This is a genomic window from Psychrobacter sp. 28M-43 (genome assembly GCF_014770435.1).
Classification (GTDB): Bacteria; Pseudomonadota; Gammaproteobacteria; order Pseudomonadales; family Moraxellaceae; genus Psychrobacter.
On the sequence record NZ_CP061739.1, the window covers coordinates 294,909 to 316,898 of the forward strand.

Below are 21,990 nucleotides of genomic sequence, written 5' to 3' on the forward strand. Positions count from 1 at the left end.
AGTACATATGTTGCTGATTTTCATTCATAGCGTATGATTAAAGCATGTTTGATATTCACAAATAGTCTCTGTCAGTGCCATGGTCGAATATCAAACATGCCCTAATGAGCCCTCCACAGCTAGCGTTTGCGTAACAGTAACTGTGAGATAACGACCAATACTAATGAAGCAACTAGCAATAACGTACCAATGGCGTTGACTTCGGGCTTGAGTCCTACGCGTACCATAGAATAAATACGCAGCGGTAAAATCTCATAGCTAGGTCCCGTGACAAAGGTCGACACCACTACATCATCTAGCGATAAAGTGAAAGCTAGCAACCAACCTGCCATGACCGCAGGCAAGATAACGGGAATCAATACGGTGCGCACCATGGTTGATTCGTTAGCACCCAAGTCGCGTGCCGCTTCCATCAATCGCTCATCTAAACTGCTTAATCGTGCAAAGACGGTAATCACAACAAAGGGCAAGCAAAAAGTAATGTGAGCCAATAGCAATGAGACAAAGCCCAGTTGCAAACCAATCAGTAAGAACAGTGCTAGTAATGAGATAGCGAGTACAATCTCAGGCGACATCATCAGTACAAACAGCAGCCCATTTAGTAAGCCTTTACCGCGAAAATTATAACGATGTAAGGCTAGGGCAGTGAGTGTGCCTATCAAAGTCGAGACAGTGGCCGCCACCAATCCCAAGACAATAGAATGCCAAAATGCATCGAGCATCGCTTGGTTATTGAATAGTGATTCGTACCACTTTAAGCTAAAACCGCCCCAGTTATAGCCAATTTTTGATTTGTTAAAGGACATCACCACCAAGACAATGATTGGCAGGTATAACAGGGTATAAATCAGTCCGAGATAGCCTTTGGCAGCGATACTACCAATCTTAAGCGGACGAGTTTTTGTGTTCGGTGAGCTATAAGACATTAGGCCACCTCGTTAAAGTCAGTTTTGCCAATGCGGCGACTACTAGCACGGTAAGCAAGTAATAATACCGCCATCGCTAGTGTCAGTAATACGCTGGCTGCTGCGCCAAAGGGCCAATCACGTGCATCCAAAAATTGGTTTTTAATGATATTACCGACCAATAAATTACGAGAGCCACCCAAGATATCTGCCACATAAAACATGCCCATTGCAGGCAATAGCACGAGCAGTACACCAGAGATAATCCCAGGTGTCGTTAATGGCAGTACTACATGCCAAAAGGTCTGTGCTCTAGTTGCACCCAAATCCTGCGAAGCCAATAGCATGTCATTACGCAAGTCGGTAAATACGGCATATAGTGGCAGTACCATAAACGGGAATAACAAGTAAGTTAGTCCTGCGATCACTGCGCCTTGGGTATATAAAATATCGATAGGGGTATCGATTACGCCGATGGCTAATAGCGATTTATTAATCAAACCATTGTTAGCAAAGAGCAGCTTTAATGCATACGTCCGTACCAAAGAGTTGGTCCAAAATGGCAGTATCAGTAGTAGCATCAGCAGCGGTTGCCAACGCACTTTCGTCTTAGAAACCAGCCATGCAAAAGGGTAGCCAAGCAGTAGACAGATAACCGTTGTGATACCTGCCATCCATAATGAGTGGACAAATACCTTAAAATACAATGGGTCAATCATCCGCACATAGCTGTCGATACTGACTGGCAAGCTGATAAAGGCACTACTATCACGGGTCAAAAAACTGACAGCGATGACTAGGATATTTGGTAATAGTGCAAATATCAGTAGCCAACCCCAGATTAACCAAAGCATAGCGGTACGAAACGGGCTTTTACTGCCTAAGTGGTTGCGGGCCATCAGCTACCATCCTTTTGTGCAGTTATGTCTGGCATAGTTACAGAGTCTTCTGGCAATACCCACTCCCAGCCATCTACCCATGAGACTTTGACACCTTCATTTAATTTGTAATCAAAGCTCGGGTCATCTTCATCAAAGAACTCAGACGCCTTAATGATATGACCATTTGCCAGTTCGATAATCGAATCTAAGGTGCTACCTTTATAGTTACTCTCGATGACACGGCCTAACAGTCCGCTATGTTCATTGTCTTTTGGATCATATATTCGTAAGTCTTCGGGGCGAAGTAGTAAATTGACGATATCGCCCACTTGCACGTCATTGGCGAAATTAGGACGACGTAAGTTGCGTAAGGTGGTCGGCCCTGCTTGCGCTTGCGCTTCACAGACTTCGACCTCGATGCGTCCGTTGGTTACCTTGCCATCGCGATCTGGCTGGTCTGGATGAACATCTTTAACCTCAGCTCTAAATAAATTGGTCTCGCCGATAAATTTTGCAGTAAATAGGTTGGCAGGGGTTTCATAGATCTCGATAGGCGTACCGATTTGCTGGAACGTGCCGTCTTTCATTACGGCAATACGGTCTGACATCGACAGCGCTTCTTCTTGATCATGGGTCACGAAGACAAAGGTAATGCCAAGCTCACGTTGTAGACGCTTTAGCTCAGATTGCATTTGCAGGCGCAGTTTGTGATCGAGTGCGGATAATGGCTCATCGAGCAATAGCAGTTTAGGGCGGTTAATCACCGCACGTGCAATCGCAACTCGCTGCTGCTGACCACCAGACAAATCTTGCGGCTTGCGGTTGGCCAGATGCTCTAGCTGTACCATCGCTAGCATCTCGCTGACACGTCTTTGGATTTCATCTTTTGGGATTTTTTTTAGCTTTAGGCCATAAGCTACGTTTTGGGCCACGCTCATGTGAGGGAACAGCGCATATTGCTGAAATACGGTATTTACCGGACGTTTATCAGCGGGCAAGCCTGCCATCTGTAAGCCATCCAAATATATCGCCCCAGCGTTCGGCTGCTCAAAGCCTGCAATCAAGCGTAGTAATGTTGTCTTACCACAGCCTGATGGGCCAAGTAGCGTCAAAAACTCACCATGTTTGATATCAAGGTTGATGTCTTTTAGGACTTCGGTTTGATCATAGGTTTTTTTTAGACCAGTCAGTTGCAGCAGCACCTGATCATCATGAGGTGACGCAGAGGTGTTATGCGTATTTTGAGATAAATCGGTCATAATATCTGTTCCTGAGCGTCCAATAGCTGTATACAGCTGCCAAGGTAACTGGCTGTCATTATAAGGATTGGCATGAGCGTAAGCACGATTTGATTACTGTCTGAATGCTGCCTGAGTGCTGCGTATTATAACAAACCCTTGATATAAGTCAGTGCAAGTTCGTTATAAGTTACGCGAGTCATACTATCGTAGCAGCGATATATACAGCTGTATTTTTAGATGTGACTACATTCACCTAGCGATATTTAGACAAATTTTTTTACCGTTTTTTGATTTTTATTGCTATACAATCACGTTATGGCTGACAAACATGACTAGCCTGATAGTTTGACGATAATTAGTCGATCTGTGCTTGAATACATGTATGCAAAACAGCTTATAACTCTAATATTATTGATGATAAAGGATCTCTCATGCCTACCGATATACGTCCAACCACAGGTCAAGAAGCGCTTGAGCTTTTAAAAGCAGGTAATGCACGCTACGTTGATAGCCTCACCAGTACCGATGAGTACATGCAGCGCCGTCCAGAGTTGGTCAAGGATCAAAATCCATTGGCCATTATTTTGGGTTGCTCAGATGCACGAGTACCAGTTGAGATTGTTTTTGATCAAGGTTTGGGAGATTTGTTTGTTATACGAGTCGCGGGTAACGTCGTTGCACCATCACAGATTGGTTCAATCGAGTTTGCAGCCGAAGCTTTTGGTACGCAATTGGTCGTGGTACTTGGACATTCAAAATGCGGCGCTGTCACGGCTTGCGTCGAGACATTGATTAATCCTGAACAGAACTATTCACCTAACTTGCAATCTATCGTTGATCGTATTCGCCCAAGCGTTTATAACTTGCACGAATTGGCAACTGCCAATGGTCAAGACGTCGATGCAGACGAGCTGGTCGATCGCTCTATCCGCGCTAACGTACGTATGTCTGTCAGTCAGCTAAAGCATGGCTCACGTGCATTAGAGGACTTAACCAATAGTGGTCAGCTATTGGTAGTCGGTGCTGAGTATGATCTTGAGACAGGAAAAGTGCGTTTTTTAGATAGTTAGTCAGTTTTAGATAGCTTCAGACAACTAGCTAGTTAGGGTAGGGTATACAGACAAACACACCTTGCTCATATTCTTACAAAACCCTATCAGTTATTTCGCCATTTTTTATTATGATAAGAGAACGACGCAAATTACGATAATTGTGATTTGCGTGTTTATACATTTATTTTTTGAATTATATTAGGATAATTATGTCTACTTCATCTAACAACAATAACGACGCAATAGACCAACCTGCTAGCAGCGTTAATACTGATGGTGTTCAGCCAATCTCATCACAGACGACCGGTTTTACTTTTAACCACACCATGTTGCGTGTCAAAGACCCTGTTAAATCATTAGAGTTTTACACTGGTGTCTTGGGTATGACGCTGCTTGCTGTTAAGAAGTTCCCTGAAATGGGGTTTGACTTATACTTTTTGGCTAAATTGACCGAAAGCGAGCGCGAAAACTTGCCAACTGGCGATGATCTAGAAATTTTTGCTTTCCGTCAGCGTGGTATTTTAGAGTTGACGCATAACTACGGCACCGAGACAAAAGCTGACTTTAGCTATCATGACGGCAATCAAGACCCGCAAGGTTTTGGTCATATTTGTTTTAGCGTTCCAAGTTTGGATGAAGCGGTTGCTTGGTTTGATAAAAATGACGTCGAATTTAAAAAGCGTCCAGAAGACGGCAGCATGAAAAATATTGCCTTTATCAAAGATATAGATGGCTACTGGATCGAAATCGTACAGGCCGATTTGATGGGCTAATTGTCAGAATGACAGCACCTATTAAGATAAGTGCGTTAATAGAAATAAATAGAATAAAGGAGTATCACCCATATGCCTACCTCTGAGGCAGACACGACACTGAGTGCTGAGACAGCTGCGCAGTCTACGACGACAGATGGATTGACCTACCAAAGCATTCTTGGTTCGGCAAATGAGATATGGGTTGGCTTTGTTGAACGCATCCCATACTTTGTCGCATCAATTATCGTTATCCTAATTTTTTGGTTTTTATCGATTGTCTTCAAAAAAATCGTTCACAAATTATTAGGCAGCCGTAGTCGGCATCAGAACTTGGTCAAAGTGTTTCAGCGGGTAGGTGGGGCGCTCATTTTCTTTATTGGTTTTATGATAGCGATGGTTATTGCAGTACCAGGGTTCACCCCTGCTAAGCTGATTGGCGCGCTTGGTATTGGTTCGGTGGCTATCGGTTTTGCTTTTAAGGATATCTTCCAAAATTTGCTTTCTGGTATCTTGCTCCTGATTTCAGAGCCGTTTCGTATCGGTGATCAAATCGTTTCAGGCGACTATGAAGGAACGGTCGAAGATATCAAAATCCGTGCAACCACCATCAGAACTTATGATGGTCGGCAAGTGGTGATTCCAAATTCAGATCTTTATACTTCAGCATTGACCGTCAATACCGCTTATAAGCAGCGCCGTCTACAAGTCGCAGTTGGTATTGGTTATGAAGATGACATCGAAGCGGCCAAAGCTGAGATTATAAAAGCATTAGACAAGATAGAGAGCGTCTCAAAGAAAGCAACACCAAGCGTGATTGCTACTGGTTTTGGTGGTTCGTCTATTGATCTCATGGTACGTTGGTTTATCGAAGATGGTACGCAAGCCAATAAGGTTGCCTCGATTCATCAAGTAATTGTAGGTATCAAAAACTCATTGGATGCAGCGGGCGTAAATATTCCATTCCCAATACGTACGATCGATTTGAGTGATCCTTCAGTAAGTGCAATCGTTAATAAAATGAACGAGCAGCAAGACATTTTGGACGTGAATAAAACAGTGGCAGAGTAGTGCGCTCGGTGAAATATTTAATTAGTGTCAAAAATGTGATATCTAATAATACTTAGAAAACTAAAAAACCGCCACATCAAACTATATGGCGGTTTTTTTTACGTGTCTACTTGCGATAAATATAAAGGCTTATTCGTCTTTTGCTCTAAAGTCGGTATGGCATGATTTACAGCTTGCACCAACTTGTCCAAAGGCAGGCTTAACATCGTCCATGCTAGTGGCATTTTGGGCGGCGGCGTTTAGCTCAGCAGTAACTTTTTGAAAGTTTTCAGCTTCAGCACTGAAGCCATCAGCATTAGACCAAACCGCTTCGGTAGCATTACCTACCGCTTCTGGGTCTTCAAAATGACTCCAAGGCTTGGCGGCATCTTCTGCCAGGAACGCCGCTTGCTCTTTAAATACATCGGCATCAAATGTGTCAGGTGCTTTTGCCATATCACCCATGACGCCCATTGCATCGCCCCAGTTTTTCATAGTGTCTTGACGCGCTTGCACGTCAGGGTTAGATCCTGTTGAAGTGCTACAGGCCGTTAGACCCAGTGCAGCCGCCATCAAAGTAACGCTAAACAGAGATTTGAAAGATTTGTTGGTATGAACCTGTGCCATATGACTTACTCCTTTAAACTTGGCTAATAGTAAGCGTGATTACAAACGCTCGCTTTGACTTAAAATATAGTTATACAAAATACTGCCTAAAATTCTTTTGAGCACAGTTGCTAATAAAGAACGTCTTCTATTGTAACGGTTATCTGGGCGATGGGAATTATATAGTTGTTATATCCTCGTAATATTTTAAATAAGCATACCTTAACTTGGTTATGGTTGGTTGCGGTGATTACATGGTAGTTAAACAACATATTTCTGTACGATAATGAAGTGAAAATGGCTCATTTGGATGGTACCGACAATAAAAAAGGCCAGCGAATAGAGGCTGACCTTTTTAATATTTTCCAAAAATATGAATGCTGTGATATTTACGGAAACTACAGTGCCAACCAATCACGTGGTTTTAGATAATAATCGGTCAACTCAAATTCAGGCGTTCCTTCAGCAGGCTCAAAACGATAATGCCAGCTTGCAAGCGGTGGCATACTGACTAGGATGGATTCGATACGTCCGTTACTCTGTAGCCCAAATAGCGTGCCACGATCGTAGACCAGGTTGTATTCGACGTAGCGACCACGGCGATAGAGTTGAAACTCGCGCTGCGCTTCAGTATAAGGCGTATTTTTACGTTGTTCAAAAATTGGCATGATACCGTCAAGATAACCGTTGCCAACTGCTTTCATAAAGTTAAAGCAAGTCTCAAAGTCCCAGCCGCGACTTTCAGTACTGACATCATCATAAAACAAGCCGCCAATGCCGCGCTGCTCATCACGATGGCGTAGATGGAAATACTCATCACACCACTGTTTAAAATCAGCGTAAATATTGTCCCCAAAAGGCGCACACAAGTCATGACAGACTTGATGCCAGTGTACACAATCAGCGAGTACTGGATAGAATGGTGTTAAGTCAAAACCACCACCAAACCACCAGATAGGAGCTTCACCTTCCGCTTCTGCTACGAATAAACGCACATTAGCATGGCTCGTAGGCACGTTTGGATTTCTGGGATGGACAACCAGTGATACGCCCATTGCCTGCGCTTTACGTCCAGCGATATTAGGGTGACGCGCGGTCGCAGAGGCGGGGAGGTTATGTACATGAATATGGCTAAACATGACGCCCGCTTTTTCGATGACCTCGCCATCTGCCAATACGCACGACCGACCGCCGCCACCTTCAGGACGTTCCCAGTCATCAGGTACAAAGGTCGCATACTCGTTGTTATTAGTACTACCATCACACTCTTGTGCTTCTAGCGATTCACAGATACGTGCCTGTAAATCAACCAAAAATTCACGCACTCGCATGATGTCGTTATTGGTTGGCGTCGTCACTGACGCTACCGTTGATAAGTCTGTTTCGTTATTTGTATTTGTAATACTCATAAGATATCTATTTATTCAGGTGTATGGCGGTATTAAGGTCTGTATCGAGAGAAGCGTCTATATCAAGATTGATATTTTTATCAAACAAGTGGCCCATGCGATCACGTTTGGTTGCTAGATATTCCGCATTCATATCATTGACACCGACCAACAATGGAACCCGTTCGACAACATCAATACCATGCTCAGTCAGATAAGCGACTTTGTTTGGATTGTTGGTGATGAGCCTGACAGCGTCGACCCCGATATGGGCAAGCATCGGACCACACATATCATAGATACGCGCATCGGCAGGCAAGCCCAACATAAGGTTTGCATCCAACGTATCATGCCCCTGATCTTGGAGGGCGTACGCACGAATCTTATTGGTCAAACCAATACCGCGGCCTTCTTGACGCAAATACAAAATCGCACCGCAACCTGACTCTTGGATAGCTTGCATAGCAGTATTGAGCTGTGGACCGCAGTCGCATTTCAATGAGCTAAACGCGTCGCCTGTCAGACATTCAGAATGAATACGAATGAGCGGCACTTGCTTCGCTATCGATTCGTTCTTTTGGTTCAGTATCATGTTGTCTAAAGGTTGGTTAGCGATATCGTCTGTCTGTTGATCGACCACAGCTAGACCAACGGTCAGCATGACATGCTCTTGACCTTCGCTATTTTCAAAGATATGAATATCAAACTCGCCGTGACGAGTGGGTAATTTGGCACTAGTGATAAATTGATATGACATTGCTGTCCTACATAAGCCTAAAGTCGTGGCGGTGAAAAGTGTGTTATTGCTGTTCGAGATGAGCGCTGTTTGAGCCGGTTACTGTTCGAGATAACTACTGTTTTCGAGATAACTATTAGTTGAGATGAGCATGTCACCTAAACTTTACTGCTAATACTAAGATGATACCAGTATACCCTGTTCATAAAGACAGCGTGCTCATTGTATTTTTTATAAAAACACACAAAGTTCACAGACGACGCACGATGATTAAAGCGACAATTAAAAAAAAATGCTATTATGCCATACTATTTTGACGGATACAGTGACAAGTCTTTACCCTTACATTACTATGTCGTCACTAACATCCGCTATTGATGCAAAATAATAGGGCATAATGTCACCCCTCAGTTGTCAATAGTATGAAAGCATCAATAGTTTGATATCAAAACGTTGGTATTGACGCGCAGTCTATTGTGCTAGCGTGTGTACTGTCGTAAGTAGCGCAGCTATACAAATACGAAAGTTGCATGAATAATTATATGGTCGATTACATCAATAATGATGTAGGTATTATTGACGTCTTTTGATTATAGTCACCGCTATATTTTAAAGACACGTCTTGTCAGCAGATTGGTAGGTATCGTACAGTTTATGCAGCAGTCACCTCATTCTCCAAAGTCTCAGTCCCTATCTACATCAGTGCTGGATTCTGCTGCTCAGTTATCGAGCTTACAGCAGACCTATACTGTGATTCCACGTGTGCGTCCTCATACGCCATTGCTTGATGTAATTGATACACCTACTGACCTTAGTAGACTTTCGGCTGCCAAGCTTATTACGCTGGCTGATGAATTGCGCCTTTTTCTATTGTATTCAGCTGGTCAAAGCGGTGGGCATTTTGGTGCCAATTTAGGCGTGGTTGAGCTGACCATAGTATTGCACTATTTGTTAGATACGCCGCAAGATCAAATCGTCTGGGACGTGGGTCATCAAGCCTATGCTCATAAAGTGCTGACAGGTCGCCGTGAGCAGCTAGGTACTATCAGATCTAAAGACGGTTTGACGGCATTTCCTGAGCGCGCAGAATCTGTCTACGATACATTTGGCGTTGGGCATTCATCGACTTCTATTTCAGCTGGTCTGGGCATGAGCCTCGCCCTGCGTTATCAAGGCCGCGAGCAAACGGTTGCTTGCATCATTGGTGATGGTGCAATGACAGGCGGTATGGCATTTGAAGCCATGAATGACGCAGTACAGCAAGATGCTGATTTGCTGGTCATTCTAAACGATAATGATATGTCGATATCTTGCTCTATTGGTGGATTTTCACGACATTTAGCTATGCTTTGGGAGTCAGGTTATCAAGTAGATATCTCTGAGTCAGGCGAGCCTGTACTCTGCCACCGTCCTGATATGCAAGCGTTCGATCGCCGCAAGCGTCATAAAGAGATGCGCGATGTGCCACAGCTAGAAGACAACTTATTCAAAGCGATTGGTTTTACCTATTTTGGTCCATTTGATGGGCATAATATTCCTGAGCTACTGCGCGTATTGTCACTGGCGAAGCAAGTAAAAGGCCCGGTATTGGTACATATCTATACGACTAAGGGTAAAGGGTTTGCGCCAGCAGAGTTAGATCCAGTGGGCTATCACGCAATCAGTAAATTGCCAGTCGAAAATCATAAAGAGCATGAAGAGTCTAAAGCTGACTCCATAGAGCAGCCAACGAAACAACTAAGCACAAAGCCAGCGTTAAAATATTCGCAAGTGTTTGGCCAGTTCTTATGTGATAAAGCGGCCGAGGACGATAAGCTGTTAGCTGTCACCCCTGCCATGGAAGAAGGCTCAGGGATGACGGACTTTGCTCGTCACTTTCCAGAGCGTTTCTTTGATGTGGCCATTGCTGAGCAACATGCTGTCACGCTAGCGGCTGGGATGGCAACTCAGGGTGTCAAACCTATTGTTGCGATTTATTCAACGTTCTTGCAGCGTGGATATGATCAGCTGATTCATGACGTGGCCTTACAGAATCTCGATGTGATGTTTGCCATCGATCGAGCGGGCCTAGTCGGTGAAGATGGTGCCACGCATGCTGGCGTGTTTGATTTTGGATTCTTGCGTTGTGTGCCTAATATGGTGATTGCAGCGCCAAAAGATGAGAACGAATGCTACCATTTGCTCAACACTTGCTATGAATATTCAGGCTGCACGGCGGTACGTTATCCACGTGGTACAGGCACAGGTGCTGATATTGAGCAGCCAGCCCAAACTTATAAAGTTGGAGAAGCGGTTGTCGAGTCAGTATTAGGTAAAACTGATGCGCCTTACAAATTGGCATTATTGGCCTTTGGTACGATGGTAGCAACTGTTCAGCAAGCCGCAGAAAGCTTAATAAATAACGATGCAGTGTTAGATTGCCAAATACAGGTGGTCAATATGCGCTGGGTAAAACCGCTAGACACAGCAATGCTTGAGACGTTATTAGCGCAAGGGGTCACTCATATAGCAACCCTAGAAGAGCACATGATTATGGGCGGCGCAGGTAGTGCAGTGAATGAATATTTGCTCAATGAATCGGCTGCCTTTAAGAGAAATCGTCCAGCTATTGCTAATATCGGTATTCCTGACCGCTTTATTGCTCACGGCTCTCAAGCAGAGCAATTGGCTGACTGTGGTCTAGATGTCGAGGGCGTGACTAAACAGCTTAAAACGCTCTTATCGTAAGCAATGTTTCTAGCGTTACAATATTATTTATAAAGTTAATGCGCTAAAAATGTGTTAATTAAAACCGATATAAGCTCCTTAAACAGAGCAAACGCCTGTTAGCCGCAGGTGCTAACTTTTTTACAACTTGCGCAGTTTAGATGATCGCCAAAGTACTGGATTGGTCAGCGTGACGGTTTTTTCGTTTTTATCGAACAATTTTAGTATAATGCGGGTGTCTTTTATAAGTTTTCGTTTATAAAAGACACGTTTTTAATCGCATAGATGTGGTGTGATGCGGCGGCTGTTTGGCATGTTGTGGGCACAGAGTTAGTCTTATTTTTTATATTCATTCATCAAGCAAATAGGTTATTTATGGAACCCATGGTCGTCATCGCAGCGCGTACTGCTGAAAAAGTTGGTAAAGAGATTTTATATGCGCATCAAAACCGCCACAAAATCGAGTTAGATATTGAGTCTAAAGGACTTGATGGTTTGGTTACCCGCATTGATCGCTTTAGCGAAGAGCTCACGATTGAGACGCTAAAAGCCAGCTATCCTAATCATTCATTCTTGGGTGAAGAGTTTGGTATGCAAGAAGGTCGCGGCGAAGATGCTGACTGGTGCTGGATTATCGATCCACTAGACGGCACTAAGAACTTCGTTCATGGTGTACCGCAGTTCTGCGTATCCATCGCAGTCCAGCATAAAGGTGTTACCCAACATGGTGTGATCTATGATCCAGTACGTGATGAGATGTTCTCAGCGAGCCGTGGTAAAGGCGCGCGCTTGAACAATCGCCGTATGCAAGTGAGCGAGCGTAAAACCATTGATGGCGGTTTCTTTACGACAGGACATCCGCTTGAGCGTAAGCGCAATGGCGAAGTTATCTCTTATGCTAAACAGCACTTTGAGAGCTTACAGAAGATATCTGAGGCAGGTGGTCAGGTACGTCGTATGGGTTCAGCTGCGCTTGATTTGTGCTATGTTGCTGCTGGTCGTTTTGACGGTTATTTTGAGATGTCTATCAAGCCTTGGGACATCGCTGCGGGCGAGCTTATCGTAACTGAAGCACGCGGTGTGGTGGTTGATCATACTGGCGCGCACAACTCTATGACATCAGGCTCTATCTTCGCTTGTAATGTGAAATTGCTCAAGCCATTGATGCAAACAGTTGTACCAATCTGGGGTGACGCAATCTAAACGTTAACCTTAATGGTATTAACGTTTAGCGCTTGCAAGATTTAAATTCAAGTAATATCTAGATTGAGTATGAACGAAAAAAGCTGGTTCCATTATGGAGCCAGCTTTTTTGTTTTATCATTACCCTTATTGTCATTTTTATCTTCGACAGTAATGCCTTTGAATGCTAGCTCTTTACTGGTAGTTTCTAGCAGTTGCAACTCTTCTTCTATCAGCATTAGCATATCTTGTACACGTGGTAATGCTTTGCTACAAGCGGTAATACCAAACTCAATCTTATCTAAATAACTGGCTAAAGTGATATTCATCGCTTGACCATTAAAGACGATAGAAGCAGGGTACAGCGATTGCAGACGTGCGCCATTCCAGTACAGCGGTTTTTCAGAACCAGGTACGTTAGAGATAATCAGGTTAAATGCCTGCTTTCTAGGAAACAATCCTGTCGCCAAATTAATGCCTTGCCACGCGTATGAGACAATACTGTAGTTAATGACCTGCGCTTGGTTCATGCGGCGAAAGCGACGTTTGCCGTTATTCATACTACGATGGATAAGCTCTATTCTGCGCAGTGGATTGTCCAAATGCGTACCCAAGTTTGCCAGTACAAATGACAGCTGGTTGCCCGAGATACTGTTATCTGTACGCAGTGACATCGGTACAAAAGCAATCAATGGTTTGCTCGGTAGCGCATCCATTGAGATTAGATAACGGCGAATAGCACCTGCACAGACTGCCAGTACCACATCGTTTCTACTAATTTTGAGCCTTTCAGCAATATCGTTAAACCGCTTTATATCATAAGATTGTGCGGCTATACGCCGTGAGGCTGATATACGTTTATTCAAGATACTCATTGGGGCGTCAAAAGTACCGACGTACCCTTCATCACCGTAGTTTTTTACATTATCTAGCAGTTCTGTAAATACAGGTTTGATGGTAGATATCTGCTCTTTTATGATGCCCCTGATAGATCGTTCGGCAGGCAGTATAGCGTTTACTTGGTTGCGATGGCGTGCCATCAGCGACCAGACAGGGAGAGTAACTGGTTCGGTTGGCGATTGAGATAAGGACTTTTGAACCAAACGCATCGCTGCGATGCCATCAACCAAAGAGTGATGAATCTTAAAATACCACGCAAAACGTTCAGGTCCACCTTCGATTTCTGGCTGGATACCTTCGATGACATGACATTCCCACAAAGGCATGGCACGATCTAATAAACGTCCATGTTCTCTTGAGACGTACATCAATAGTTCACGTACGCGTCCAGGACTTGGTAGCGCGACATGATGCAAATGATGCTCAACATCAAAATCTTTGTCTTTTTTCCAAAAGGCTAAATGCTCAAGTACCTGATTAAAAGGAAAGCTGGGCGGCACATCAGACTCTTGCATTTGTTTTACCAATTGATAGACAAAATCGCTATCCGCATTGTCTGGTAATTCAAATACAAACAGTCCACCAACGTGCATGGGCTGTTTACGCGACTCAAGAAGTAGAAACAACTGGTCGACTGCTGTGAGAAGTCGCATAATAAATCCTTTTATAACGATAAGTGTTATGTGAAGTTATGATAAGTAAATATTCAATCAAATAACATTTTTTATTATTTTATAGAGCGTGTTAAGCAATCAACCATAGCACTGACAGCACTATACGTAAATACTCAACACGCTCTATTATGATATGTCATTTATACTTTAGTTTATTGAAAGAAATAGCCTGTTTGTGGCGAGCTGGCCGTGGCCATTTTGCGCATCGGCATACGACCTGCCAAAAATGCCGCACGACCTGCCCACATAGCATGTTTCATTGCATGCGCCATCATCACAGGATTTTGTGCATTGGCAATGGCTGAGTTCATCAGTACGCCATCACAACCAAGCTCCATTGCAAGTGCAGCATCAGAGGCAGTGCCGACACCAGCGTCAACCAATACGGGTACTTTAGCGTTTTCGATTATTAAGCTAAGTGTATGACGATTGAGTAGACCAAGTCCTGAACCAATCAAGCTGCCAAGCGGCATAATGGCGACACAGCCCATGCTTTCTAACTCTTGTGCGACGATAGGGTCATCTGACGTATAAACCATCACTTCAAAACCATCATCGATCAATACTTTGGCGGCTTTTAAAGTTTCCATAACGTTTGGATATAAGGTTTTCTCATCACCCAATACCTCAAGCTTAACCAAATTATGCCCACCCAATAACTCGCGAGCAAGCTTACAAGTGCGAATGGCTGTTTCGGCGTCAAAGCAGCCAGCAGTATTCGGTAGTATTGTATGTTTATCAGGTGAAATCACATCTAATAAGTTAGGCTCATCACTATTTTGTCCAATATTGACACGGCGAATAGCAACGGTCACGATCTCGGCTGCTGAAGCAGCAATAGCTTCTCCAGTCTCTGTCATGTCTTTATACTTACCAGTACCGACTAGCAGACGTGAAGAAAAGGTACGGCTACCGACAGTAAAGGTATCTTGTAAAAGTGGTGTTGGATGAGTAGTGCTAACGTTCTCTGACATAACGGAAAATCCTAATATCGAGCGGGAGAAGGGGACAGACAAAATATGATGAGTAATCTAAAAGGTGTAATAGACAATGGCAAGCGGTCTGCAAAAAAAGGCATGATATGCTAACTCTGATAGTAATAATATGTGCTGGGCGATAGGTATAAAGCGCCAGTCACATAAAATAATACCCGTCTAAAACAAAATGCTATTATAACAAACTCATGCAACCTTACTGGCAGTCTTTTTTGATTCGAACTGTTAAGGACAAGGCATCCATCATGTCTTGACGTGCGTACTTCTTATCCTCTCCTCACTTATTGGGCCGTCTTTATGATGCAGTTGCCATACAGCTTTGCGAAACGCCATCAGATTTTGGCCATACTTGCGATAGATCCGGAATTGCCGCCAACATTGGTACTCACCAAAGCGACTCCGTTGTCAGCGATTAATGAAGCGGTACGGTTTTTACAGCAGCAAGGCGTTCGCGGTGTACCCACTTACGAAAGTGTTAGCGCGGATGATTTTGAAAAACGTATGAACGCCGCTTATGCTGGCAATACAGGAGAATCGCAGCATATTGCTGCTGGACTTGAAGACCACCCTGATCTCGATAGCTTGGCAGATAGCGTCCCTGAAACTGAAGACCTGATGGATCAACAAGACGATGCACCTATCATTCGTTTGATTAATGCATTGTTGTCCGAAGCCATCCGTTTAAGCGCCTCAGACATTCATATCGAAACCTTTGAAAAGCGTTTGGTTGTCCGTTTCCGAGTCGATGGTGAGCTAAAAGAAATTATCACACCAAAACGCCAACTAGCTCCATTGTTGGTCTCGCGTATTAAAGTAATGGCTAAATTAGACATCGCCGAAAAGCGGGTGCCGCAAGATGGTCGTATCAGTTTAAGACTGGCAGGGCGAGAAGTCGATGTGCGTGTATCGACCTTACCATCAAGCTTTGGTGAGCGTGTGGTGATGCGTCTATTAGACAAGCAAGCTGGCCGTTTGAATATGACGTATTTGGGGCTGTCTGATAATGACTATACTGAGCTAAAACGCTTAATCCATCGTCCGCATGGCATTATTTTGGTGACAGGGCCGACTGGTTCGGGTAAAACCACGACGTTATATTCTGCATTGACCGATTTAAATGATCAAACTCGCAATATCTTGACTGCTGAAGATCCGATTGAGTTTCAGCTTGATGGTATCGGGCAGACGCAGGTCAATAACAAAGTAGACATGACATTTGCTAAAAGTTTGCGCGCGATGTTGCGTCAAGATCCCGATGTGGTGATGGTTGGTGAAATTCGTGATTTAGAGACAGCAGAAATTGCCGTACAGGCTTCTTTGACAGGGCATTTGGTATTATCGACGCTGCATACCAACACTGCTATCGGCGCGGTCACTCGCTTACAGGACATGGGTGTTGAGCCGTTTCTGTTGTCCTCGTCACTTATTGGCGTAGTAGCGCAGCGTTTGGTACGTACCTTATGTTCACATTGTCAAAGCTGGCAGGCTGCTGATACCGAGCAAGCCAAGCTGTTTACCGAAATTGGGATTGGGACAACGCTGAAACGTGATGCCAAAGAGATAGCAAGTGAGTCGATTCGTTTGCCCAAGCCAGTTGGCTGCGATAAATGTAATCAGTCAGGATTTAAAGGACGTACTGCTATCTATGAAGTCGTGCCAATCGACGATACATTGCGCCGTATGATTCATAGCAATACGGCTGAGTATGAGCTGGAAGAGTATGCGCGCCAGCAAACACCATCGATACGTGCAGATGGTTTACGTAAAGTCATAGAAGGGCGTACGACATTGGAAGAAGTGCTGCGAGTGACGAAAGAGAGCGCCTTAACGGACGAGACAATATTGGTATAAATTTGCGAACTAGATACTGGTATAGCAAATAAAAAACAACTGGTGTGAATAGCCAGTTATTTTAATATTTTTCTAGTTGTGGAGCTTTAGAGTTTTTAGCCGCTATTATTTGGCAGCCATACACTCAACCTCAACGCTTGCTCCAGCAGCCAATTCTGATACACCAAAAGCTGAGCGTACAGGATAAGGCTTTATCATCTCAGCCTTGTAGACTTTGTTGAAGTCATCAAAGTCATCCATATCAGTCAGCATGACCATACATTTAACGATATCAGACTTTCGGTAGCCGTACTTTAATAGCGTGCTATGGATATTATATAGCACTTGCTTGGTTTCAGCTTTGATACCGCCTTTGACCAGTTTGCCATCTTTAAAGCCAATTTGTCCCGACATATACAATGTATTGCCCACGCGTACAGCTTCTGAAAAAGGATAAGTACCGCCATCGCCCAAGAAAGTAGGCCCAGACTTAGCAACGCTGACAGCTGTCGTTGTATTGGCATTAGCGCTATGAGCAAAACCCAATGAGCACAGAGTGGCTAGCGCTAGCGTAGATAGGCAAGTACTAAGTTTCGACATACTGTTTCCTCATTGGGTTTGTTATCAATTTTTACTAACTACTTATCAGTACTATTATTTTGAGTAGATAATGCATCGTTTTCTTCGATTGGTGCCTCGGTTTTAGTGTCATCTTCTGCAACTTTTTCAGACGCTTTACCTTGGCGGCGTGCCTCTAGTTCCGCTTTTGGTATCCATGCCCAGGTCATCTCAACCACAATTGGGTCACGATCACTATCAGATTCACGATCTTTGATGACACAAGGAATAATCATCTCACCTTTTTGCGTGTTTAGGATATCCAAACGCTGTTCGTCAGACAAGCTTGCAATAGCAGCAATTTGACCTTTTTTGATTGGACGATGAAAGTTTACCGAGTAAGATTTAATCAGCAGAATGCGATCAGAGGGCAAGTTTAAACCCAAAATAAACCCCGTAGCCGTCTCAGCCAGTAATGTGATGGCGACTGCATGGATAGAGCCGATATGGTTTTGGACGGCTTTATTGTTGTTTAAACTAACGACGACTTGGTTTGGTTCTACCGTCTCATAATAAATGCCGGTCGTGCCGACATAGGGAACGACCTTGCCAAAGGCTTTAGATAAAATACTTGAACGTGCACCAGCAGGCAGATATTTGGTGACGGATAACAGTTTGGTAAATTGATTGCTAATTGGTTTTAGCGTGCTACTGGATTTCTCAACTGAAGGTTTTGTGCTGTCAGATACTTTGGCTGGCAGTTTATTGGTCAACTTGGCGGGTAGCTTTTTTAATAATCCTGACATACAAAATTCCTTAACGTAAATGAGTTGAATGACATTCTTAGCATGGCTTTTTATGATAGCGACACAAATATAGATAATGAAAGTCGCTACAAATACTATGGTACATCAACCATTGCCTTCCTACTATTATTAGCATGAACTGCTGCGCTTACAAAACTATAGTAGCGTGGCTATGTTGCTAGGTTATGTCATTAGTTTAGATCGCCACTTAAAGCAGCCTAGCTATCTTATATATCACTATCATTTGGGCATTGGTATTATTAAGTGATTGGTATAGTCAGTTCAATATAATTTGGATACAAGGAAGCCGAGGGACAGTACTACAAGTAGTAGACTAAGTTAGACTGACACCCTATCTAATTTATAGAGGGTTAACTATAGTTACCATGCCAATAGACAGCCACGTTATAATGACAAAATGTTAGCATGTCTGTTTTAAACCTGTTTTCAATGCCGCTGGATAACGTTATGCCTGATATGTCTGCTCATGAACCGACCAATATTATTTATACGGGCGTTGCTGGTACAGGTAAAACCTATAGATTACTGCAAATCGCGAAGCAATATACCGACTATCTACCCAAGACTGAAAATGAGGACTTATTAGAACAGCTGCTGCAAGGTCTAAGCTGGCGCGAAGTATTGTGTCTGGTGTTTTTAGATCTACGTGCTGAACAACAGGATTTGTTAAAGGTACGAGAAATTATTGATCATCCTTTTTTTATGACCAAAGCTGCTCAGAACTCACGTGATAAAAATCTAGATAGTACAGCTTGGTTAGAGTTACGCAGACATAGTCCTACGAACTCTCAAACAGTCAGTTTTGATAACCGCGCTAGCCAAGCTTATTTTGATAAAGACAATAGTGGGGCATGGTATTTATTGCCAGAGAGTATGGTGCTACTAGAAGATTTATCGCAGCAATTAGCTGAGTTTCAGCAGGCACAGCGTGACAACCAAGCCCATCAAAATAAAAACATCGGTCAGCAACGTTTTAGTATGGTGAGCTTCCATCAAGCCTACGGTTATGAAGAGTTTGTAGAAGGTATACGCCCTGTCATGAATGGCGCTGCTCAAGCAAATAACAGCCCTTCTAATCAAACTCAAATGAGTTACGCGGTGCAAGACGGAGCGTTTTTAAAGCTGTGTCAACGCGCAGCTCGTGACCCTCAGCAGCGTTATGCCATGCTGATTGATGAGATTAACCGTGCTAACGTGTCACGGGTGTTTGGCGAGCTTCTCAGTTTGATAGAGCCTGATAAACGAGCGGGCAAGCCAAATGCGATGACAGTAAGTTTGGCATATTCTGGACGTGCCTTTAGTGTGCCTGCCAATGTCGATATTTATGCCACTATGAATACCCAAGACCATTCTTTAGCACCACTTGATATGGCATTACGTCGACGTTTTCGCTTTATGGATTGTCCACCGCAGCCTAATTTACTATCGACAATTTATGGTAGCAATGACACCGACACTGGACTGTCTGAAGACTTAGAAGCAGGTGCGATAGATTTGAGCAAATTACTAATAGGTTTAAATAGACGTATCGTGCAGACACTGGGAGTAGAAGCGCAGTTGGGACATGCTTTTTTATTCGCAGTCACTCAGTTAGAACAATTACAAACGGCTCTCGTTGAACAAATTATTCCTCAATTGGCTCAAGCTGCGGGTGGTCAAATTACGGTGCTGCAGTATATCTTTAGAGATGAGCAGCAACCGACGAGCAAGCAGTTCGTACAGGACAGTCAAGCATTGATGAATGACGACTTATATAATCCGATGGGCAACCAAAATAATGCTTCCGCTGAACACCAAATGTTTGCAGGGCAGGGTTCTTTTCTTGATCAGTCTATGAGTATGAATAGTTATACTATCAATGCCGATCTAATCGCTAGGGATGGTGAGTTTAATCATGCTGCTATCTATCAGCGTTTGTACTAGCAGGGTGACCGTTCAGTGATAACGAATAATCAATATTACGCCAAGCAACACGCTATTAGGGCAAACAGTCGCCAGACTCGCATCCCTAACAGTAGTGTCGCTACTATGAATGTTATCACCGTGTTTGAGCATCAACGTCTGACCGTGCATGATTTTTTGCACAGGTCTGACTTCGATTGGCTCATGGCGCAAGAGTTTGCAGTATTTACTATCAAGCGTAAGCGAGGCCAATGGCAGCTTAAGGTTGGGCACTATATTGGGATTATTCTACTACCCAGTGGTATAACGCTTGAGATATTGCCAAAGCTAAATCAGTCTACTCAGACCAATGATATCGTCCAGACCCGTCATTGGGTACAGGGTATGCTATCGGATTTAATTCATCTTGATGCGCATAACAATCGTAAGCTACCCAATACGAAAAACTTCGGTCAGTTTAGTTCCCAGTCTACTCCTTTACCGTCAAAAGTATTGCCTATATCAGATTGGCTGATTGAGCAGTTTTTGCAGCGTTTAATGGATTATCAACCAACCAAGCATTATCAGGCTCAGATTGAAAATCAGGCATCCCTGCAAGGTCGACTGCTCATCAAAGAGCAACTGCGTCATAATAGTATGCAACCGCATAAGTTTATCTGTGAAAGTAGCGTATTAAGTCACGACATGTTGGTCAATCGGTTGATTAAGAGTGCATTGGTTTACTTGATGCCTTTATTGCCCCAGTTTGTTTCTTCAAAATTGTTGCAGCCATGGCAGCAGGTGTCTACGCTAAACAACCGCGAAATGCAGCAGATAGCGTTAATATATGCTCAAGCAAAGCGTCAGCTAGACGTTCAACCACTCCAAAAGCAAAAATTGCACGCCGCGCAGCAGTTAGTAGACTTGGCATATTGGCTATTGAAACAGACGACAGCTGCGACAGGTAATGGTATTGATCCAAATAGACAAAATTGCTCTCAGCTAAGATTGTGTTTATTGATTGATATGAATCAAGCTTTTGAGCAATGGGCAAGTCAGCGTATCGCATCGATGTTTCAGCAGATTAGTAGTAATTACCGTCCTTTTTATCAAACCCAGAGTGTCTGGCTAAATGATGCTGAAGGACTAGCATGCTTATCTATACGGCCTGATTTGCTGATATTTGAAACCGTCTCTGATGATTGTCAAAACCAGAACGATACAGCAGCTAGTCAAACTAAAGCCAAAGACAAAAGCAAAGGTTGCTACAGTCATGTCATCGATATTAAGTGGAAGTATTTACCGCATGCCGCTGCGATTAGTGCGAGCGATGCTTATCAATTGACTAGCTATGCACAAGCTTACTTGGCAAGGCAGGTCTGGTTGGTTTACCCAGTGCTAGGTAGTGATAGACAGCCAGTGGTGCTTAAGCAGCAAACGCATTATGGTAGTAATGATAGCGACAGTAGCGATGATATTAAAAACAATGAATCAATTGATGCCCATTTATGGTTAATGCCGTTTGATGTTTTGACAGGTACACTCAACGGTGAAGTACTGCCACATTTGGACAAAGCTTAATATCGTTATCAATGACAGCGCGAATGACTGACTAATTGATAGGTAAATAAGAAAAGGGTCTTGCTACCGTTATTTTGGTGAAATTGACGTAATTTTAAAAAAATTAGCGATTATTTGAAATTAATCGAAAATAGGTGTTGACACAATCGCCTTTACCCCTTAATATGTGCACCTCGATAGCGAGGAACATTAACAAGTTAGCGGCATTGCCAACAACGAGTTGATTGACAAACTATCGTGATAAT

Annotated in this window: 18 protein-coding genes; 8 read left to right on the forward strand and 10 right to left on the reverse strand. The window is 43.5% G+C overall.

Going from position 1 to position 21,990, the window contains the following annotated elements:
- Positions 1–119: 119 nt before the first annotated feature.
- Genes potC through potA form a run of 3 tightly spaced genes read right to left on the reverse strand, consistent with a single transcriptional unit; the run spans position 120 to position 3,045 of the window.
- Positions 120–926: a spermidine/putrescine ABC transporter permease PotC gene (gene potC / locus IEE84_RS01295; RefSeq protein ID WP_191114622.1), complete on the reverse strand. Its 807-nt coding sequence runs from the start codon at positions 924–926 to the stop codon at positions 120–122.
- The gene (gene potB, locus IEE84_RS01300; RefSeq protein WP_191114623.1) at positions 926–1,804 is read right to left on the reverse strand and encodes a spermidine/putrescine ABC transporter permease PotB; all 879 of its coding nucleotides are present in this window, start codon (positions 1,802–1,804) and stop codon (positions 926–928) included. Before potB ends, potC begins: the two co-directional genes overlap by 1 nt.
- Positions 1,804–3,045, reverse strand: a complete 1,242-nt coding sequence (potA, locus tag IEE84_RS01305) for a spermidine/putrescine ABC transporter ATP-binding protein PotA (protein ID WP_191114624.1) — start codon at positions 3,043–3,045, stop codon at positions 1,804–1,806. The genes potB and potA overlap by 1 nt, the downstream gene beginning before the upstream one ends.
- Positions 3,046–3,458: 413 nt before the next feature.
- On the opposite strand from potA, the gene IEE84_RS01310 reads away from it, so the two are divergent.
- From IEE84_RS01310 to IEE84_RS01320, 3 genes are all read left to right on the forward strand, one after another.
- Positions 3,459–4,097 (forward strand): carbonic anhydrase, encoded by a 639-nt coding sequence (locus IEE84_RS01310; RefSeq protein WP_057758161.1) that lies wholly within the window; start codon positions 3,459–3,461, stop codon positions 4,095–4,097.
- A 191-nt stretch (positions 4,098–4,288) separates the two neighbouring features.
- The gene (gene gloA, locus IEE84_RS01315; RefSeq protein ID WP_191114625.1) at positions 4,289–4,852 is read left to right on the forward strand and encodes a lactoylglutathione lyase; all 564 of its coding nucleotides are present in this window, start codon (positions 4,289–4,291) and stop codon (positions 4,850–4,852) included.
- 72 nt (positions 4,853–4,924) lie between these two features.
- Positions 4,925–5,902 (forward strand): mechanosensitive ion channel family protein, encoded by a 978-nt coding sequence (locus tag IEE84_RS01320; protein WP_191114626.1) that lies wholly within the window; start codon positions 4,925–4,927, stop codon positions 5,900–5,902.
- A gap of 129 nt (positions 5,903–6,031) precedes the next feature.
- Here the strand turns inward: IEE84_RS01320 and IEE84_RS01325 are convergent, their stop codons facing one another.
- From IEE84_RS01325 to ribA, 3 genes are all read right to left on the reverse strand, one after another.
- Positions 6,032–6,508, reverse strand: a complete 477-nt coding sequence (locus IEE84_RS01325) for a c-type cytochrome (protein ID WP_057758167.1) — start codon at positions 6,506–6,508, stop codon at positions 6,032–6,034.
- A gap of 377 nt (positions 6,509–6,885) precedes the next feature.
- Positions 6,886–7,896 carry an oxygen-dependent coproporphyrinogen oxidase gene (hemF, locus tag IEE84_RS01330; RefSeq protein ID WP_191114627.1) on the reverse strand — a complete coding sequence of 337 codons (1,011 nt, stop codon included), beginning with the start codon at positions 7,894–7,896 and terminating at the stop codon, positions 6,886–6,888.
- Between the two features lie 7 nt (positions 7,897–7,903).
- Positions 7,904–8,632, reverse strand: coding sequence for a GTP cyclohydrolase II (gene ribA, locus IEE84_RS01335; RefSeq protein ID WP_191114628.1), 729 nt, complete (start codon positions 8,630–8,632; stop codon positions 7,904–7,906).
- A 633-nt stretch (positions 8,633–9,265) separates the two neighbouring features.
- Between ribA and dxs the strand changes: the two genes are divergently transcribed.
- Both dxs and IEE84_RS01345 read left to right on the forward strand, forming a co-directional pair.
- Positions 9,266–11,338 carry a 1-deoxy-D-xylulose-5-phosphate synthase gene (gene dxs, locus IEE84_RS01340; protein WP_191114629.1) on the forward strand — a complete coding sequence of 691 codons (2,073 nt, stop codon included), beginning with the start codon at positions 9,266–9,268 and terminating at the stop codon, positions 11,336–11,338.
- 354 nt (positions 11,339–11,692) lie between these two features.
- Complete coding sequence (locus IEE84_RS01345; protein WP_191114630.1) at positions 11,693–12,520, forward strand: inositol monophosphatase family protein; 828 nt, start codon at positions 11,693–11,695, stop codon at positions 12,518–12,520.
- Between the two features lie 92 nt (positions 12,521–12,612).
- Here the strand turns inward: IEE84_RS01345 and IEE84_RS01350 are convergent, their stop codons facing one another.
- Positions 12,613–14,052 carry a WS/DGAT/MGAT family O-acyltransferase gene (locus IEE84_RS01350; protein ID WP_191114631.1) on the reverse strand — a complete coding sequence of 480 codons (1,440 nt, stop codon included), beginning with the start codon at positions 14,050–14,052 and terminating at the stop codon, positions 12,613–12,615.
- A 173-nt stretch (positions 14,053–14,225) separates the two neighbouring features.
- The gene (locus tag IEE84_RS01355) at positions 14,226–15,047 is read right to left on the reverse strand and encodes a thiazole synthase (protein ID WP_191114632.1); all 822 of its coding nucleotides are present in this window, start codon (positions 15,045–15,047) and stop codon (positions 14,226–14,228) included.
- A 318-nt stretch (positions 15,048–15,365) separates the two neighbouring features.
- Here IEE84_RS01355 and gspE point away from each other — a divergent pair, with 318 nt between their 5' ends.
- Positions 15,366–16,919, forward strand: coding sequence for a type II secretion system ATPase GspE (gene gspE, locus IEE84_RS01360; RefSeq protein ID WP_191114633.1), 1,554 nt, complete (start codon positions 15,366–15,368; stop codon positions 16,917–16,919).
- 105 nt (positions 16,920–17,024) lie between these two features.
- Here the strand turns inward: gspE and IEE84_RS01365 are convergent, their stop codons facing one another.
- Both IEE84_RS01365 and IEE84_RS01370 read right to left on the reverse strand, forming a co-directional pair.
- Positions 17,025–17,498, reverse strand: coding sequence for a RidA family protein (locus tag IEE84_RS01365; protein WP_191114634.1), 474 nt, complete (start codon positions 17,496–17,498; stop codon positions 17,025–17,027).
- 38 nt (positions 17,499–17,536) lie between these two features.
- Positions 17,537–18,262 carry a DUF4442 domain-containing protein gene (locus tag IEE84_RS01370; protein WP_191114635.1) on the reverse strand — a complete coding sequence of 242 codons (726 nt, stop codon included), beginning with the start codon at positions 18,260–18,262 and terminating at the stop codon, positions 17,537–17,539.
- 426 nt (positions 18,263–18,688) lie between these two features.
- Here IEE84_RS01370 and IEE84_RS01375 point away from each other — a divergent pair, with 426 nt between their 5' ends.
- Positions 18,689–20,206, forward strand: coding sequence for an McrB family protein (locus tag IEE84_RS01375; protein WP_224737831.1), 1,518 nt, complete (start codon positions 18,689–18,691; stop codon positions 20,204–20,206).
- Positions 20,207–20,221: 15 nt separating this feature from the next.
- Complete coding sequence (locus IEE84_RS01380) at positions 20,222–21,745, forward strand: McrC family protein (protein ID WP_224737832.1); 1,524 nt, start codon at positions 20,222–20,224, stop codon at positions 21,743–21,745.
- Positions 21,746–21,990: the final 245 nt, after the last annotated feature.

What these genes read in the sequence shown, in the direction of transcription:
- gloA (WP_191114625.1), top strand. Translation starts at nt 4,289, where the DNA reads ATGTCTACTTCATCTAACAACAATAACGACGCAATAGACCAACCTGCT.
- IEE84_RS01345 (WP_191114630.1), top strand. Translation starts at nt 11,693, where the DNA reads ATGGAACCCATGGTCGTCATCGCAGCGCGTACTGCTGAAAAAGTTGGT.
- potC (WP_191114622.1), bottom strand. Translation starts at nt 926, where the DNA reads ATGTCTTATAGCTCACCGAACACAAAAACTCGTCCGCTTAAGATTGGT.
- IEE84_RS01320 (WP_191114626.1), top strand. Translation starts at nt 4,925, where the DNA reads ATGCCTACCTCTGAGGCAGACACGACACTGAGTGCTGAGACAGCTGCG.
- IEE84_RS01325 (WP_057758167.1), bottom strand. Translation starts at nt 6,508, where the DNA reads ATGGCACAGGTTCATACCAACAAATCTTTCAAATCTCTGTTTAGCGTT.
- IEE84_RS01370 (WP_191114635.1), bottom strand. Translation starts at nt 18,262, where the DNA reads ATGTCAGGATTATTAAAAAAGCTACCCGCCAAGTTGACCAATAAACTG.
- dxs (WP_191114629.1), top strand. Translation starts at nt 9,266, where the DNA reads ATGCAGCAGTCACCTCATTCTCCAAAGTCTCAGTCCCTATCTACATCA.
- IEE84_RS01375 (WP_224737831.1), top strand. Translation starts at nt 18,689, where the DNA reads ATGTCTGTTTTAAACCTGTTTTCAATGCCGCTGGATAACGTTATGCCT.
- ribA (WP_191114628.1), bottom strand. Translation starts at nt 8,632, where the DNA reads ATGTCATATCAATTTATCACTAGTGCCAAATTACCCACTCGTCACGGC.
- IEE84_RS01365 (WP_191114634.1), bottom strand. Translation starts at nt 17,498, where the DNA reads ATGTCGAAACTTAGTACTTGCCTATCTACGCTAGCGCTAGCCACTCTG.
- IEE84_RS01355 (WP_191114632.1), bottom strand. Translation starts at nt 15,047, where the DNA reads ATGTCAGAGAACGTTAGCACTACTCATCCAACACCACTTTTACAAGAT.
- potA (WP_191114624.1), bottom strand. Translation starts at nt 3,045, where the DNA reads ATGACCGATTTATCTCAAAATACGCATAACACCTCTGCGTCACCTCAT.
- hemF (WP_191114627.1), bottom strand. Translation starts at nt 7,896, where the DNA reads ATGAGTATTACAAATACAAATAACGAAACAGACTTATCAACGGTAGCG.
- IEE84_RS01310 (WP_057758161.1), top strand. Translation starts at nt 3,459, where the DNA reads ATGCCTACCGATATACGTCCAACCACAGGTCAAGAAGCGCTTGAGCTT.
- gspE (WP_191114633.1), top strand. Translation starts at nt 15,366, where the DNA reads ATGATGCAGTTGCCATACAGCTTTGCGAAACGCCATCAGATTTTGGCC.
- IEE84_RS01350 (WP_191114631.1), bottom strand. Translation starts at nt 14,052, where the DNA reads ATGCGACTTCTCACAGCAGTCGACCAGTTGTTTCTACTTCTTGAGTCG.
- potB (WP_191114623.1), bottom strand. Translation starts at nt 1,804, where the DNA reads ATGGCCCGCAACCACTTAGGCAGTAAAAGCCCGTTTCGTACCGCTATG.